Raw genomic sequence first — 14,393 nt, 5'->3', positions numbered from 1 at the left:
GCGATCAGCTCGGGGCGCAGCTCGAGCTCCACCCAGGCGTCCTCGCGCCGCAGCTCTCGGTTCGCGATCGACGCCGCAGGCGCCAGCGCGCGCGCCTCGGCCGAGCAGGCGGAGGCGGCGCGGCGCGAGCTGCGCTTCGGGGTGGCGCAGGCGTTCTACGGCGCCGCCGCGGCCGTGAAGGCGGTGGAGGTCCAGGAGCGGCAGCTCTCGGTGGCGAGCCTGCACGAGCGCGACGCCCAGGTGCAGGTGCAGGCCGGCACCGCCGCGCGCATCGCGCTGCTGCGCGCGCAGATCGATCGCGCCCGCGCCGAGGAGGACCTGGTCCGGGCGCGCAACGGGCTCGCCGCCGCGAAGAGCACGCTGGCCGCGCTGCTCGGCCGCGGCGAGGCGACGGACTTCGAGCTCGTGCCGCCGCCCGCGCCGGAGCTGCCCGCCGACCTCGCGCCGCTGGAGGACGAGGCGGTGCGGCTGCGCCCGGAGCTGCGCGCCGCGGGCGCGTCCGTGGAGGCCGCCGGGGCGTCGCGGCGGGCGGCCACCGCGCGGTACCTGCCCACGCTCGGCGCGTTCGGGCAGGCGCGCTGGTCCAGCGTCGCCGGCTTCTCCGGCAGGGAGGAGAGCTGGGCGGCGGGGCTGTCGCTCGAGTGGGAGCTGTTCGACGGCGGCGCGCGCGAGGCGGGCCGGCGCGAGGCGGGCGCGCGGCTCGCCGAGGCGGAGGCCACCCGCGCCTCGCTGGCGCTCCAGGCGCGCGACGAGGTGCGCCGGGCGCGCCTCGACCTCGCCTCGGCCCGCGCCAACCGGGCCAAGGCGGAGGAGCAGGTGACGCTGGCGCGCGAGAACCAGCGGCTCGTGGAGGTCGCGTTCCGCGCCGGGCAGGCCACCTCGCTGGAGGCCACCGACGCGAACGTGGCGCTCGCGACCGCCGAGCTCGGCGCGGTGAACGAGGGGCTCGCGGCGGACCTCGCCGCGCTCCGCCTCCTGCGCGCGGCGGGGATGTACGGGGGTTAGGTGCGCGGCGCTGCCGCGCGTCGATCTCCCGGCGTTCGTGTCACCCCGCGTGCGCCGCGCGCGGTGCGTGGCCAAGGTCTACGCTCCCGCCGTCACGACGACGGAGGTCGACCATGGGCATCCTCGACGAGCTGACGAAGGGACTCGGCGCCGGCGCGCCCGGCGCGGCGCCCGCGGCGGGAGGGCAGGGCTCGCTGATCCAGGCGGTCATGGGGCTGCTCTCGGGCGGCGGGCTCCAGCAGCTGGTCGCGTCGTTCCAGCAGAAGGGCCTGGGCGACGTGATCGGCTCCTGGGTCTCCACCGGCCCGAACCAGCCCATCTCCCCGGGCCAGCTCGGCGAGGCGCTCGGGGCGGACCGGCTCCGCGGCCTCGCCCAGCAGACCGGTCTCGACGCGGGCGCGCTCACCAGCCAGCTCTCGTCGCTGCTGCCGGGCCTGGTGGACCGGCTCACGCCGGACGGCAAGCTGCCGGACGCGGGGTCGCTCCAGGAGAAGCTGGGGAGCGCGCTGAAGGGGCTCTTCTAGCGGGCGCCGACGTTGATCGGCAGCGGCCCTGTCCCGCGCCGACGTGGCGCGCGCGGACACCCATCCCGCATGCCCGCTGGAGCGAGCGCGCGGACCCACCGTATGCCTCCGGCTCCACAGGAGGTGGGTTCGCGTGATCGTGAGAAGGACGTGGGTGCTCGCGGCGCTGCTGGCGCTCGCAGGCTGCAAGGGTTCGACGGGCGACGCCGGGTCGGCGGGGCAGGCGGGGCTGCAGGGTCCGGAGGGGCCGCAGGGGCCACCGGGGCCGCAGGGAGCGCCGGGGCCGCAAGGCGACGTGGGGCCGGTCGGGCCTGCGGGCCCGATCGGACCCGCCGGCGCCCAGGGGCCCATGGGGCTCACCGGGATGCAGGGCCCCGCGGGCCCTGTCGGACCGCAGGGACCCGAGGGGCCGCCGGGGCCGGACGCGCGCTTCGGCGAGCCCGGCTACGCGGTGGACGGGCGCGGCCGCGAGTGCACCATCGGTGAGGTGTGGCTGGTGGCGGGCTCCGTCGCGGGCGCGACGCCGGCGCGCGGGCAGGTCGTGCCGATCACCTCGAACACGGCGCTGTTCTCGCTCATCGGGGTGCAGTTCGGCGGCGATGGCCGGACGACGTTCGCGCTGCCCGACCTCAGCCAGGCCGCCCCGAACGGCCTCACCTACGTCATCTGCACGCAGGGCATCTACCCGTCGCGCCTCTGATCGCGCGGAGCCGCCGCTCGACATCGTCCGGAATCGCGCGCCCGGCCGCCCGGCCGGCGCGCGCGCTCCTCCGTTCGCGGATCCTCGCCCCGCCCGGCGCGTTTCGGGTTACGTTGCGCCCGCTCGCTCGTCGGACACCGTGGAGGCCTGTGAGGATGGAGGAGAAGCTCGCGTCGCTCGCGCCCGGGCGCCTGGCGGTCATCATCGAGGAGGGCCTGCGGGGGCACCACGTGCTCTTCGAGCCCGACCAGATCCGCGCCGCGTACGCGGTGCCGGACGAGCCGGTGACGCGCGAGGAGGCCGACGCGCTCGGCGAGGCGCTGCTCACCATCTGCCGCGACCCGCTCCCGGTGGCCCGCGGCGCGGTCGGCACGCTCGACGAGGGCACGCGCCTCGCGCTCATCCGTCTCTACTTCCGCCTCCTCGATCGCGCCGGCGAGGAGCTGCGCCGGATGCACTGATGCGGCCCCCCGCCGCCCTCGAGCAGGCGCGCTTCCCCGAGGCGATCCTGGACGTGCTCCGCCGGCTCGCCGCCGCGGGGCACCGCTCCTGGCTGGTGGGCGGGGCCGTGCGCGACCTGCTCCTGCACCGGCCGCGCGCCGCCACCGACTTCGACGTCGCCACGCCGGCCACGCCGCAGCAGGTCATGGCGCTGTTCCGGCGCGTCATCCCCACCGGCATCGACCACGGCACCGTCACGGTGCTGGTGGGCGACGAGAAGGTCGAGGTCACCACCTTCCGCGGGGAGGGCGACTACGTGGACGGCCGCCGCCCGGCCACGGTCACGTTCCTGGCCGAGCTCGAGGCCGACCTGGCCCGGCGCGACTTCACCATGAACGCGATGGCGTACGACCCGCTCCAGGCGGACTTCCGCGACCCGTTCGACGGCCGCGTGGACATGAGCCGCCGGCGCATCCGGGCCGTGGGCGATCCGGCCGCGCGCTTCGGCGAGGACGGGCTCCGCGCCATGCGCGCGGTCCGCTTCGCCGCGCAGCTCGGCTACCGGCTCGACCCCGCCACCCGCGCCGCCATCCCGGGGGCGCTCGAGGTGGTCCGCAAGGTGAGCGTCGAGCGGGTCGCCGAGGAGCTGTCGCGCCTCGTGCTCGCCTCGCACGCCGGGCCCGCGCTGCTGCTGCTCCGCCGCACCGGGCTGCTCGGGGTGGTGCTGCCCGCGCTGGCGGCGCTCCCGCTCGCCGCGTACCGCCACGCGGTCGCGGTGGTCCGCCACGCCCCCGCCGAGCCGGCCCTGCGCTTCGCGGCCCTGCTGCACGGGGTTGGCCCCGAGGAGGCGTCCAGGATCGTGTTCGGCCTGCGACTTCCCCGCCGCCTCTCCGAGGAGGTCGGGACGCTGCTCCGGGCGTACGCCTGCCCGGCGGCACGCCACCCGGCCGCGCTGCCGGACGCGCCGGCGGACATCCGGCGCTGGCTCGCGCGCACGGGCCCGCGGCGCGTGCCGTCGGTGTTCGAGCTGGTGGCGGCGGAGCTCCGCACGCTCCCGCCCGCGCGCCACGCCGCGGCCGCGCAGGAGGTCCGGCGGGCGCGCGCGGCCATCGACGCGCAGCTCGCGGCGGCGCCGCCGCTCGCGGCCGGCGACCTCGCCCTGGACGGGCGCGCGGTGATGTCGCTCCTCGGCCAGGGACCGGGACCCCACGTCGGCGAGGCGCTCCACCACCTGCTCGACCGGGTGCTGGAGGATCCCGCCCGGAACACGCGCGAGGCGCTCGAGGCCGAGCTGCTCCGGTGGTGGGCCGGCCGGGGCGGGGCCTTATAATTCAGGCGGGGTTTCGCGATGGCGCCGCGGGTGCTGCTCATCGAGGAGGACGGGCCGCGCCGCGACCGGGCGCGAGCCCTGCTCGAGGCCGAGGGCTTCGCGGTGGACGCGAGCGGCTCGGGCCTCGACGCGATCGCCCGCGCGCTCTCGCTCCCGCCGGACGTGATCGTCGCCGACCTGCGCCTCCCCGATCTCGAGGGGCACGCGCTCGCGGCGCGGCTGAAGCGCGAGCGGTCGCTGCAGGCGGTGCCGTTCGTGGCGCTCGGCGAGACGCAGGAGGATCACGACCTCGCGCTCGCGGCCGGCGCCGACGGCTTCGCCTCGCGCGAGCCGGACGCGCGCCTGGGCGAGGAGGTGCGCGCGTTCCTCGCCGGCAAGCGCGAGCGGCTCAGCGAGGCCGGCGAGCGGGCCGGGCTGCGGGCGTTCTCGGGCACGCTGGCGGCGCAGCTCGAGTCGGCCGTCGCGGGCGAGCGCCGCGCCACCGAGCGGCTGCTCGAGGTGGACCGGCTGAAGAGCGCGTTCATGCACAACCTCGCGCACGAGCTGTCCACGCCGCTCACGCCGCTCGCCGGCTACCTGCGCATCCTCCAGTCGGACAAGCTCGGGCCGCTCCAGCCGCAGCAGCGCCGGATCGTGGACGCGATGCTCGGCTCGGTGGCGCGGCTGAGCCGCATCGTGGACAACCTGTCCGACTTCGCCAGCCTGCAGGCCGGGCGCGCGCCCATCGTCGAGGCGCCGGTGGTGCCGGACCAGCTCGCCGACGACGTGGTGGCCGAGCACCGGCCGGCCATCCGCGACGCGCGGCTGCACGTGGCGGTGTCGCACGCGGGCGGCGGGGCGGTGCTCGCCGACGCGCGGAAGCTCCGGCAGGCGCTCTCCAACCTCGTGTCGAACGCGGTGAAGTTCTCGCCGCACGGCGCCGAGGTGCTGGTCGAGGTCGGGCGCGAACCGGGGCGGCTGCGGTTCACGGTCTACGACCAGGGGCCGGGCATCGGCCCGGCCGAGCTGGAGCGGGTGTTCGAGCCGCTGCATCACGCGGCGGCGCGGGCGGGGGAGGAGGCCCGGCTGCCGGGCTCCGGCCTGGGGCTGCCGGTGGCGCGGCGCATCGCCGAGGCGCACGGCGGGCGCGTGTGGGTCGAGAGCCCGCCGCGCACCCAGCCGGCGAGCGCGGCCCGCCAGTTCAACGGCTGCAAGTTCGTGCTGGAGATCCCGGTCCGCCCGGCCGACCAGCCCCCCGCCGATCCGGCGGCGCCGCCCAGCGCCTCGCTCGGTTGATCCGGGCCGCGGCCGGCGGTACACCCCCGCGTCCGGACTCCTCATGCGCATCCTGGTCGCCATGTCGGGCGGGGTCGACAGCTCGACCGCCGCCGCCCTCCTCGCCGGCGAGGGGCACGAGGTGATCGGCGTCACCATGCGCGTGGCCGACTACTCCGACGCGGCCCGCGGCCGGTCCTGCTGCGCCCCGGACGACGTCGAGGACGCCCGCGCGGCGGCGCGGCGCCTCGGCATCCCGTTCTACGTCGCGAACGTGGAGGCCCGCTTCCGCGAGCGCGTCATCGACCGGTTCGTGGACGACTACGTCGAGGGCCGGACGCCCAACCCGTGCGTCGCCTGCAACACCGAGGTGAAGTTCGACTGGCTGCTGGCCCGGGCGCGGGCCCTCGGCGCGAAGCTCGCCACCGGGCACTACGCCCGCGTCGAGGAGCGGGGAGGGCGCCGCCGTCTGCTCACCGCCGCCGACCCGGCGAAGGACCAGAGCTACTTCCTCTACGGCCTGGGCCAGGACGCGCTGCGCGACGTGCTGTTCCCGGTGGGCGCGCTGGCGAAGCCCGCGGTGCGGGCCGAGGCGGCGCGCGCCGGCCTGGCGGTGGCGGAGAAGCCCGACTCGCAGGAGATCTGCTTCGTCACCCGCGGCGACGCGGGGGACTTCGTCGCGCTGCGCGCCCCGGCGCGGGTCCGGCCGGGCGAGATCGTCTCCACCGCGGGCGAGGTGCTCGGCAGGCACGACGGCGTGCACCGGTTCACCGTGGGGCAGCGGCGCGGGCTCGGGATCGCGGGTCCGGCGCCGCGCTACGTGGTCCGGCTGGACGCCGCGGCCGCGCGGGTGGTGGTCGGGAGCGCCGAGGAGGCCTCGCGCGATCGCTTCGAGGTGCGCGAGGCCACCTGGGTGTCCGGGGCGCCGCCGGCGGGCGCGGTCGCGCTGACGGTGAAGGTGCGCCACCGGCACGAGGGCGAGCGCGGCACGGTGCGCGCATCGGCGGGCGGCGCGGGCGCCGAGGTCCGCCTGGCGCGGCCGGTGCGCGGCGTGGCGCCGGGGCAGGCGGCGGTCTTCTACGACGGGGACGAGGTGGTGGGCGGCGGGCGCATCGCCTGAGGCGCGCGCCGCGCCGCGGCGGGCGTGCTGCACCACCCGGCAGGGCCCGGCTGGAAGCTTGCCCATCAGGGCACGACGGCCTAATCCATGAGCCGCCATGCAGCTCAGCGACGGCCGCCACGTCCCGGATCTCCACCTCGATCGCGCGCAGGTCGAGCGCTGCCGCGCGCTCGCCGACCGCATCACCGCCCCGGTCCTCGAGTTCGTCGGGCGGCACACCACCGTCTCGATCGAGCGCACCGTCCTGCGCCTGTTCGGCCTGCACGACGCGGGGCCGCGCGGCGTACCGCTCGTGAACATGGCGGTGGACGCGCTGCACGAGAAGAAGCTGCTGCACCGCGGCGCCGCCTACTGGATGGGCTACGTCATGCGCCGGGGCGCCTCCGATCCGCTCGCCGTGGTCGAGCGGATGGCCGCGCTCCCCGCCGACCCCGAGCCGCTGCCGCCCGCCGAGGAGCAGGCGCTGCTGGCGGAGATGCGGGCCGAGGCGCGGGCCGGGGTGGACGAGCTGCTGTCGCGGGTGAAGGCGCGCGACGCGCTCCGCGGGGAGCTGGGGGTGGGGCCGCGCCCGCACAAGTACCTCATCGTCGCGACCGGCAACATCCACGACGACGTGGAGCAGGCCCGCGCCGCGGCGCAGGCCGGCGCCGACGTCATCGCGGTGATCCGCTCCACCGCGCAGTCGCTGCTCGACTACGTCCCCCACGGCGCCACCACCGAGGGCTACGGCGGGACCTACGCGACGCAGGAGAACTTCCGGATCATGCGCGAGGCGCTCGACGACGAGTCGCGCAGGCTCCGCCGCTACGTCCACCTCACCAACTACTCCTCCGGCCTGTGCATGCCGGAGATCGCGTTCTCGGCGGCGTGGGAGCGGCTCGACATGCTGCTCAACGACGCGATGTACGGGATCCTGTTCCGCGACATCAACATGAAGCGGACGCTGTGCGACCAGCACTTCTCCCGCCGCATCTGCGCGCTGGCCGGCATCCTCATCAACACCGGCGAGGACAACTACATCACCACCGCCGACGCGGACGAGGCGGCCCACACGGTCATCGCCTCGCAGTTCGTGAACGAGAGCTTCGCGCACCGCGCCGGCCTGCCCGACCGGCTGATCGGGCTCGGCCACAGCTTCGAGATCGACCCGGAGCGCGAGGACACCATCGCGCGCGAGCTGGCGCAGGCGCTGCTGGTGCGGACGCTCTTCCCCGAGGCGCCCATCAAGTACATGCCGCCCACCAAGCACAAGCAGGGCGACATCTTCTTCAGCCACGCCTACGACATGATGTCCGACGTGGTGGGCTGGGTCACCGGGCAGGGCATCCAGCTCCTCGGCATGATGACCGAGGCCATGCACAACCCCTTCCTGATGGACCGCTACGTGGCGCTGAAGGGCGCCGACTACGTCTACCGGGCCTGGCGCTCGATGGGCGCGGAGATCACGTTCCGGCCGGGCGGGATGGTGGAGTCGCGCGCGCGGGAGACGCTGGGCAAGGCGCTGGCGCTCCTGGAGGAGGTGGCCCGCGACGGCCTGCCCGCGTCCATCGCCCGGGCGCGCTTCGGCGACGTGGCGCGCGCCGAGGACGGCGGCAAGGGGCTGTCCGGCGTGGTGGCCCGCGATCCGGCCTACTTCAACCCGTTCCTCGAGATCCTGGAGGGCGCGCGATGATCCGCACGCGATCCGCCGGCCGCGCGGCGCTGGCGCTCTGCCTGGCGCTCGGGCCGCTGCTCCTGGGCGGCTGCGCCGGCCTCCGCGAGGCGCTCTCGCCGGCGCCGGAGGGCGTCCCCTCGGGCCGGCCCGGCTGGCTGGTGTACACGGTGGGAGGGCTGCGCTTCGAGGCGCCCGAGGCGTGGCGCGCCTCGGGATCCGCGCGCAAGCTGCGGCTGGAGGCGCCGGACGGGAGCGCCCGGCTCGACGTGTCCACGCCGGAGCAGCCGTTCGAGGGCGAGCAGGCGTGCCTGGCGGACGCCGAGGCGGTGCTGAAGCGCGGCGAGGCGATGGAGCGGGCCCGCCGCCACCCCACGCGCTTCGCCGGCGCCCGCGCGTTCTCGTTCGAGGGCGACTCCGGCGGCTGGCACGTGTGGGCCTGGGCGGCCTGCGACGGCGGCAGCCAGTACCAGGTGTTCTTCACCGCGCGCACGCCCGCCGGCGCGGAGGCGATCGACGCCTGGCGGACGCTGTCCAGCAGCGCGCGCATCGGGGGGCAGGCATGACGCTGCACGAGTGGGAGCCGGGGCAGGTGGTCCGCCCGTACGGCGACCGGCGCGACGACGGCGTGGTGCAGCTCTCGTTCGTGCTGCCGGTCCCGCCCGGCGAGCGCGCCCGGGAGGCCGCGGCCGAGGTGGCGCGCAAGATGGGGCTGGAGCAGGTGCACGTCGCGGCCATGGAGCCGGCGGCCGATCGGTACACGTTCTTCGTGGTGTACGGGCGCAGCACCGTGGCGGTGGACTACGGGCGCATCCAGGTGCCCGAGGTGGTGGTCCGCAAGAAGGGCTTCGACGAGCTGAACGCCTACGCGCTGCGCGAGGTGGGGCGGCGCATCGTGGTGCTGGGCGCCTGCACCGGCTCCGACGCGCACGCGGTCGGCATCGACGCCATCATGAACATGAAGGGCTACTCCGGCGACTACGGCCTCGAGCGCTACGCCTGCTTCGACGCCACCAACCTGGGCGCCCAGGTCGAGAACCAGCGCCTCGCCGAGCTGTGCCGCGACCGCCACGCCGACGCGGTGCTGGTCTCGCAGGTGGTGACCCAGCGCGACGTGCACAAGGAGAACGCGCGGCAGCTGCTCGACGCGCTGGAGCGGCTCGGGATCCGCGGGCGCGTCACCGCCATCCTGGGCGGCCCGCGCATCGACCACCGGCTGGCGCTGGAGCTGGGCTACGACGCCGGCTTCGGGCCGGGCACCAAGCCCTCGGACGTGGCGAACTTCGTGGTCGGGTCGGTCCTGAAGCGCATGGGCAAGGAGATGCACTGATGGCCCCGGTGAAGGCGGCGCTCCGGCTGCGCATGTCGCAGGCCGACGCGCACTACGGCGGCAACCTGGTGGACGGTGCGCGCATGCTGGCGCTGTTCGGCGACCTCGCCACCGAGCTGCTCATCCGGCACGACGGCGACGAGGGCCTGTTCCGCGCCTACGACTCGGTGGAGTTCCTCGCCCCGGTCCACGCCGGCGACTACGTCGAGGCGGAGGGTGAGATCGTGAAGGTGGGCAGCACCTCGCGCGCCATGCGCTTCGAGGCGCGCAAGGTGATCTCGCCTCGCCCGGAGCTCTCCGACTCCGCCGCCGAGGTGCTCGCCGAGCCGGTGGTGGTCTGCCGCGCCACCGGCACCTGCGTCGTCCCCAAGGACAAGCAGCGCCTCGCGCGCTGAGCCGGTCCACCCGTTCGGCCGCGCCGGGCGCGGCCGGGAGGCCCTCATGGCCGAGAAGACGATCGTGACCGCGGCGGTGGTCGGCGCGGAGGTGACCCGCGCCCAGAACCCGGCCGTCCCCTACACGCCGCAGGAGATCGCCCGCGCCGCGGTGGACGCGGGGCGGGCCGGCGCCGCGGTGGTCCACCTGCACGCGCGCTGGCCCGACGGCCGCCCGTCGCAGGCGCCGGAGCACTTCCGCGAGATCATCGACCGCGTCCGCTCGGCCGGGAGCGAGGTGGTGATCCAGTGCTCGACCGGCGGCGCGGTGGGCATGTCGCTCGACGAGCGGCTCGGCTCGCTGGTGGACGGCGCCGAGATGGGCACGCTCAACATGGGCACCATGAACTTCGGCGACGAGGTGTTCGTGAACACCCGGCCCGACCTGGTGAAGGTGGCGGGGCGTCTCCGCGAGCGGCGGCTCGTGCCGGAGTGCGAGGTCTACGACGCCGGCATGCTGGACACGCTGCGGTGGCTCCTGGACAAGGGCCACCTGGCGCAGCCGTACCACGTGCAGTTCGTGCTGGGCGTCCCCGGCGGCATGGCCGCGAGCGAGCGGAACCTGCGCTTCCTGGTGGAGGGCCTGCCGGAGGCGGTCCACTGGTCGGTCGCGGGCGTGGGGCGCTTCCAGCTCCCCATGGTCGAGCTGGCGGCGCCGATGGGGGGCCATGTGCGCGTGGGCCTGGAGGACAACCTCTACGCGGCCAAGGGCGTGCTGGCGAAGGGCTCGGACGAGCTGGTGTCGCTCGCGGTGGAGCGGGTGGGGCGCGCCGGGCGCGAGCCCGCCACGCCGGCCGAGGCGCGCGCATTGCTCGGGATCACGTGAGCCGCGCTGCGCGTCCGTGCGCGTGTCCATCCCTTCGCTGGCTTGACGCTCCCGGAAGGGGAAGCTACCTTCGCGCGGTTTCACGCGGGGGACGCGCGCTCCATGACCAAGGCAGACCTCATCGAGAAGGTTCAGGCGCTCCACGACGACCTCTCCAAGCGGCAGGTGGCGCTCCTGGTGGACTCGGTGTTCGAGCACCTGGCCAAGGGCATCCGCAAGGACAAGCGCTTCACGATGCCGGGGTTCGGCACGTTCGTGGTGAAGCGCCGGGCCGGCCGCGTGGGCCGCAACCCGCAGACCGGCGCCGAGATCCAGATCGCCCCCACCAAGACGGTCGGGTTCAAGCCCGCACCCGAGCTGAAGAAGGCGCTGTAGCCGCGAGCCACGCATGAGCAGCCTCACCGACTGGCTGAAGGACTTCCGCGCGCTCCACGCGAAGGCGCGCGCCGGCGCGCTCGCCGGCCGCGAGGCCGACGTCTACCGCGCCGGCCGCGACGAGCTGGCCCGCGCGCTGCTCGCGGCCCAGCGGCTCACGCTGAAGCCGGGCGAGCAGCCGCGGCAGGCGCTGCGCGTGGCCCGCGCGCTCCAGGTGGACCTGGACATGTTCACCTCGGCCGCGCGCGCGCTGACCGTGGACGTCTCGAGCGGCGGGTTCGCCTGCCTGCTCGCGAAGGCGCCGCCGGCGGGCGAAGAGGTGAAGGTCTCGATGCGGCTCCCCGGCGGCGAGACGCTCGCCTGCCGCGCGCGGGTCACCGACGTGAAGCCGCTGCAGGGCAACGTGCGCGCGTCGTTCCAGCTCGTCGGCCTCACGGCGGCCGAGCGCGAGCGCCTCGAGCTGATGGTGTTCGACACCGTCCTCGAGCAGCTGACCGCCTGAGCCGGCGCCGGAAAGCGGCGAGGCGCCCCGGTTCCCCGGAGCGCCCCGCCCGACGCGCACCCACGCGCGCCTCCCGCACTACTTCTTCGCGAGCAGCTCCACGTCCACGTCGAGCTGCACCGTCCACATCCAGTCGGTGCCGGTCGCGCCCTTGTAGTAGTCCTGGTCGAGGAAGAAGACCGGGCCGGTGAGGACGTCGATGGCCGGCGTGAAGTACAGGCCGATGCCGCCGCCCGCCGCGCCCATCCAGTTCTTCCCGGTCGCCACGTCGGCGAGGAAGATGATCTTCTGCAGGCCGGGCAGGTTCACGGTCACGTCCGGCGACACCCAGCTCGCCATGAAGCCGGCGCGGTTCACGTCGCCGTCGGAGCCGGTCCACAGCGCCTTCGAGCCGGCGCCGTAGTAGCCGCCCACCCCCAGGATGCCGAGGGGCGTGGTCTTCCCGAGCGTCGCGTGGAGGAGGTGGTAGTCGGACACGTCCTTCTCGAACCCGGCGTTGGCGATGCCGGCGGACAGGCCCGGGGCCCAGCTCGCCAGCGCGCCCTCGGGCAGCGTCAGCTTCGCGTTGAGCTGCACGTACTTCTTGGTGTCGCCCGGGTAGAAGAAGTCCACGCCTGCCTCGGCCTGCAGGTAGGGCAGGCTGAACAGGCCCAGCTCCAGGCCGGTGTCGATCTGCAGCGCGCCCTGCTCGGCGAAGTAGGTGTCGTAGGTGAGGTGCGGGACGAGCGCCGGCTGCGTGTACGTGGTCGCCGGCGTCCAGAACGTGGTGGACGGCGTGGCCCGCGCACCCTGCGCGACGGCGAGGAGCGCCGAGACCGCGAGCGCCTTCAGAGCACTGTTCATCGGGTGAGATCCTCCGTGGTGGTCGTCGCGGCCGGGTGACCGCTCGCCCGGACGGGTTTGCAGCGCGCGTGCCGCGGTCGATGCCGCGTGAACTGGCGGGTTTTCCGCGGCCGGCGGCGCGGATGAGCGCTGCCGGGGCAGCGGCGTGCGCGCGCCGCGGGCACGCGCCCAGGGTTCACCGACCGAGAGGTCACGGAACGTCAACGCCCGCCCCCGGAGGCCGGGGGCGGGCGCGGGTCGCCGAGGCGGCGGCTTCGATCAGGCGGCGCTGGAGCCGGGGCTCGGGCGCGCCACCGGCAGCGGGGCGTGCGCGGCGGCGCCGGGCGCGGCGCCGGCCGTCTCGAGGTCGGTGGAGAGGTAGGCCCGCTCGCCGGCCTCGGCCTGGTCGAGGCCGGTCCACTCGTCCTGCTCGTCGGCGCGCAGCGGGGTGACGAGCGCCACCAGCCGGTACAGCCCGTAGGACAGCCCGCCGGAGAACACCAGCGTCACGGCCACGCCCAGGGCCTGCTTGCCCACCAGCGCCAGGCTCGCGTCCGCGCCGGCGGCGTTCACCGAGGTGGTGGCGAGCGCGCCGGTGAGCACCGCGCCGAGCGTGGCCGCCACGCCGTGGACCGCGAACACGTCGAGCGCGTCGTCCAGCCCGAGCCGCGGGCGCAGGCGGATGGCGCCGAAGGAGGCGAGCGCCGCGACGGCGCCCAGCACCAGGCTCGCGCCGGGCCGGATGAAGCCGGCGGCCGGCGTGATGGCCACCATGCCGGCCACCGCGCCCGAGGCGAGCCCGACGCCGGAGACCTTCCCGTGCATCAGCAGCTCGGCGAGGCCCCAGGCGGCGGCCGCCGCCGCGGGCGCGAAGAAGGTGTTCGCGAACGCGGTGCTGGCGAGTCCGTTCGCGGCGAGCGCGCTCCCGCCGTTGAAGCCGAGCCAGCCGAACCAGAGCAGGCCCGCGCCGAGGATCGCGAACGGGACGCTGTGCGGGAGCACCGTGGGGGCGCGCAGGCCGCGGCGCCGGCCCAGCACCACCGCGCCGACCAGCGCCGCCGCGGCGGCGTTCACGTGCACCACCGTGCCGCCGGCGAAGTCGAGCACGCCGAGGTTGCGGAGCCAGCCGCCCGGCGCCCAGACCCAGTGCGCCACCGGCGTGTAGACCACCAGGCTCCACAGCGCGACGAACAGCACGTACGCCTTGATGCGCATGCGCTCGACCACCGCGCCGGAGATGAGCGCCGGCGTGATCACCGCGAACATCGCCTGGAACAGCATGAACGCCGAGTGCGGCACCGTGGCCGCGAGGGACGGCTCGGGCGCGTCGCCCACGCCGGCGAGCCCGGCCCAGCGCAGGCCGCCCACCACGCGGTCGAGCGCGCCGGGCCCGGGAGCGAACGCGAGCGAGTAGCCGACCGTCGCCCAGAGCACGCCCACGATCGCCATGCAGACGATCGAGAGGTTCATGGTGTGGACGACGTTCTTGGCGCGGACCAGGCCGCCGTAGAAGAACGCGAGGCCGGGGGTCATGAGCATCACCAGGCCGGCGCTGACGAGGACGAGGGCGGTGTCGCCGGTGTCGATGCGGTCGGCGGCGGAGGCGAGCGCGGGCAGGGCGACCAGCAGCGGGACGAGGAGCTTCTTCACGGATCCTCCGGGGCAGGCGCGCGGGGCGCGGTCCCGCTCGCCCACTGCAGCGCCCGTGCCGGCGCCGCGCGCCCGGATCCCGGGCGTTCCCGCGCCCGTTCGCGGTGCATTGCCCGGCTCGGCGGCAGCGGGCTGCCCCACCGGCGGGCAGATCGCTGCCGGCGGCGCGCTCCGGCTGCCCGATCAGCGGGCAGTGCGCGAGGTGCGCTTCGCCGCCGTGCGGGAGGCGGGCTTCTTCGCGGGCGTCGCCGCCTTGCGGGTCCCCACCTTGGCGGTGGCCTTCGCCGCGGTCGCCTTGCGGACCGGCGCGGGCTTGGCCGCCGGCTTCCGCGCCGGCGGCGGCTCGGGCCTCGGCTCCGGCGGGAGCACGGCCGGGACCACGGCGGGATCGTCGTCGGAGGCGCTCGACACCGCGGGCGGCGCGCCGGC

Annotated in this window: 16 protein-coding genes and 1 pseudogene; 14 read left to right on the top strand and 3 right to left on the bottom strand. The window is 75.7% G+C overall.

The genetic code is table 11. The features are described 5' to 3' along the window. The 14 genes from PSR1_RS14890 to PSR1_RS14825 all read left to right on the top strand — a co-directional run. The coding region (locus PSR1_RS14890; protein WP_237757990.1) for a TolC family protein at positions 1–1,005 on the top strand (1,005 nt) is incomplete at its 5' end. Positions 1,006–1,118: 113 nt separating this feature from the next. Next, entirely contained in the window at positions 1,119–1,529 is a 411-nt protein-coding gene (locus PSR1_RS14885; RefSeq protein WP_082100269.1) for a YidB family protein, read from the top strand. Between the two features lie 133 nt (positions 1,530–1,662). Continuing rightward, positions 1,663–2,229: a tail fiber protein gene (locus PSR1_RS24875; RefSeq protein WP_059438294.1), complete on the top strand. Its 567-nt coding sequence runs from the start codon at positions 1,663–1,665 to the stop codon at positions 2,227–2,229. Positions 2,230–2,384: 155 nt separating this feature from the next. Continuing rightward, entirely contained in the window at positions 2,385–2,690 is a 306-nt protein-coding gene (locus PSR1_RS14875; RefSeq protein WP_012526402.1) for a hypothetical protein, read from the top strand. Beyond that, complete coding sequence (locus tag PSR1_RS14870; protein WP_059438293.1) at positions 2,690–4,000, top strand: CCA tRNA nucleotidyltransferase; 1,311 nt, start codon at positions 2,690–2,692, stop codon at positions 3,998–4,000. The genes PSR1_RS14875 and PSR1_RS14870 overlap by 1 nt, the downstream gene beginning before the upstream one ends. Before the next feature lie 18 nt (positions 4,001–4,018). Then, positions 4,019–5,275, top strand: a complete 1,257-nt coding sequence (locus PSR1_RS14865; RefSeq protein ID WP_059438292.1) for a hybrid sensor histidine kinase/response regulator — start codon at positions 4,019–4,021, stop codon at positions 5,273–5,275. Between the two features lie 43 nt (positions 5,276–5,318). Further along, the gene (gene mnmA / locus PSR1_RS14860) at positions 5,319–6,374 is read left to right on the top strand and encodes a tRNA 2-thiouridine(34) synthase MnmA (protein WP_059438291.1); all 1,056 of its coding nucleotides are present in this window, start codon (positions 5,319–5,321) and stop codon (positions 6,372–6,374) included. A gap of 97 nt (positions 6,375–6,471) precedes the next feature. Continuing rightward, complete coding sequence (locus tag PSR1_RS14855) at positions 6,472–8,046, top strand: lysine 5,6-aminomutase subunit alpha (protein ID WP_059438290.1); 1,575 nt, start codon at positions 6,472–6,474, stop codon at positions 8,044–8,046. Further along, positions 8,043–8,591 carry a hypothetical protein gene (locus PSR1_RS14850; protein WP_059438289.1) on the top strand — a complete coding sequence of 183 codons (549 nt, stop codon included), beginning with the start codon at positions 8,043–8,045 and terminating at the stop codon, positions 8,589–8,591. Before PSR1_RS14855 ends, PSR1_RS14850 begins: the two co-directional genes overlap by 4 nt. Next, complete coding sequence (locus tag PSR1_RS14845) at positions 8,588–9,355, top strand: B12-binding domain-containing protein (RefSeq protein WP_059438288.1); 768 nt, start codon at positions 8,588–8,590, stop codon at positions 9,353–9,355. The genes PSR1_RS14850 and PSR1_RS14845 overlap by 4 nt, the downstream gene beginning before the upstream one ends. Next, complete coding sequence (locus tag PSR1_RS14840; RefSeq protein WP_059438287.1) at positions 9,355–9,750, top strand: hotdog domain-containing protein; 396 nt, start codon at positions 9,355–9,357, stop codon at positions 9,748–9,750. The genes PSR1_RS14845 and PSR1_RS14840 overlap by 1 nt, the downstream gene beginning before the upstream one ends. Positions 9,751–9,796: 46 nt before the next feature. After that, entirely contained in the window at positions 9,797–10,615 is an 819-nt protein-coding gene (locus PSR1_RS14835; RefSeq protein WP_059438286.1) for a 3-keto-5-aminohexanoate cleavage protein, read from the top strand. A 102-nt stretch (positions 10,616–10,717) separates the two neighbouring features. Beyond that, positions 10,718–10,990 carry an HU family DNA-binding protein gene (locus tag PSR1_RS14830; protein WP_011420544.1) on the top strand — a complete coding sequence of 91 codons (273 nt, stop codon included), beginning with the start codon at positions 10,718–10,720 and terminating at the stop codon, positions 10,988–10,990. Positions 10,991–11,003: 13 nt separating this feature from the next. Beyond that, the gene (locus PSR1_RS14825; protein ID WP_059438285.1) at positions 11,004–11,492 is read left to right on the top strand and encodes a PilZ domain-containing protein; all 489 of its coding nucleotides are present in this window, start codon (positions 11,004–11,006) and stop codon (positions 11,490–11,492) included. Between the two features lie 78 nt (positions 11,493–11,570). On the opposite strand, the gene PSR1_RS14820 is transcribed toward PSR1_RS14825, so the two are convergent. From PSR1_RS14820 to PSR1_RS14810, 3 genes and pseudogenes are all read right to left on the bottom strand, one after another. Further along, positions 11,571–12,335 carry a hypothetical protein gene (locus PSR1_RS14820; RefSeq protein WP_059438284.1) on the bottom strand — a complete coding sequence of 255 codons (765 nt, stop codon included), beginning with the start codon at positions 12,333–12,335 and terminating at the stop codon, positions 11,571–11,573. 258 nt (positions 12,336–12,593) lie between these two features. Beyond that, positions 12,594–13,964 (bottom strand): ammonium transporter, encoded by a 1,371-nt coding sequence (locus PSR1_RS14815; protein ID WP_059438283.1) that lies wholly within the window; start codon positions 13,962–13,964, stop codon positions 12,594–12,596. 183 nt (positions 13,965–14,147) lie between these two features. Beyond that, a pseudogene (locus PSR1_RS14810) lies at positions 14,148–14,393 on the bottom strand (hypothetical protein); the annotation flags it as partial.

It is taken from the genome of Anaeromyxobacter sp. PSR-1 (assembly GCF_000964525.1).
Taxonomy (GTDB): domain Bacteria; phylum Myxococcota; class Myxococcia; order Myxococcales; family Anaeromyxobacteraceae; genus Anaeromyxobacter.
The sequence above is the reverse complement of the archived record's forward strand: the minus strand, read 5'-3'. Positions and strand labels throughout refer to the sequence as shown.

What these genes read in the sequence shown, in the direction of transcription:
- PSR1_RS14885 (WP_082100269.1), top strand. Translation starts at nt 1,119, where the DNA reads ATGGGCATCCTCGACGAGCTGACGAAGGGACTCGGCGCCGGCGCGCCC.
- PSR1_RS14875 (WP_012526402.1), top strand. Translation starts at nt 2,385, where the DNA reads ATGGAGGAGAAGCTCGCGTCGCTCGCGCCCGGGCGCCTGGCGGTCATC.
- PSR1_RS14870 (WP_059438293.1), top strand. Translation starts at nt 2,690, where the DNA reads ATGCGGCCCCCCGCCGCCCTCGAGCAGGCGCGCTTCCCCGAGGCGATC.
- PSR1_RS14865 (WP_059438292.1), top strand. Translation starts at nt 4,019, where the DNA reads ATGGCGCCGCGGGTGCTGCTCATCGAGGAGGACGGGCCGCGCCGCGAC.
- mnmA (WP_059438291.1), top strand. Translation starts at nt 5,319, where the DNA reads ATGCGCATCCTGGTCGCCATGTCGGGCGGGGTCGACAGCTCGACCGCC.
- PSR1_RS14855 (WP_059438290.1), top strand. Translation starts at nt 6,472, where the DNA reads ATGCAGCTCAGCGACGGCCGCCACGTCCCGGATCTCCACCTCGATCGC.
- PSR1_RS14850 (WP_059438289.1), top strand. Translation starts at nt 8,043, where the DNA reads ATGATCCGCACGCGATCCGCCGGCCGCGCGGCGCTGGCGCTCTGCCTG.
- PSR1_RS14845 (WP_059438288.1), top strand. Translation starts at nt 8,588, where the DNA reads ATGACGCTGCACGAGTGGGAGCCGGGGCAGGTGGTCCGCCCGTACGGC.
- PSR1_RS14840 (WP_059438287.1), top strand. Translation starts at nt 9,355, where the DNA reads ATGGCCCCGGTGAAGGCGGCGCTCCGGCTGCGCATGTCGCAGGCCGAC.
- PSR1_RS14835 (WP_059438286.1), top strand. Translation starts at nt 9,797, where the DNA reads ATGGCCGAGAAGACGATCGTGACCGCGGCGGTGGTCGGCGCGGAGGTG.
- PSR1_RS14830 (WP_011420544.1), top strand. Translation starts at nt 10,718, where the DNA reads ATGACCAAGGCAGACCTCATCGAGAAGGTTCAGGCGCTCCACGACGAC.
- PSR1_RS14825 (WP_059438285.1), top strand. Translation starts at nt 11,004, where the DNA reads ATGAGCAGCCTCACCGACTGGCTGAAGGACTTCCGCGCGCTCCACGCG.
- PSR1_RS14820 (WP_059438284.1), bottom strand. Translation starts at nt 12,335, where the DNA reads ATGAACAGTGCTCTGAAGGCGCTCGCGGTCTCGGCGCTCCTCGCCGTC.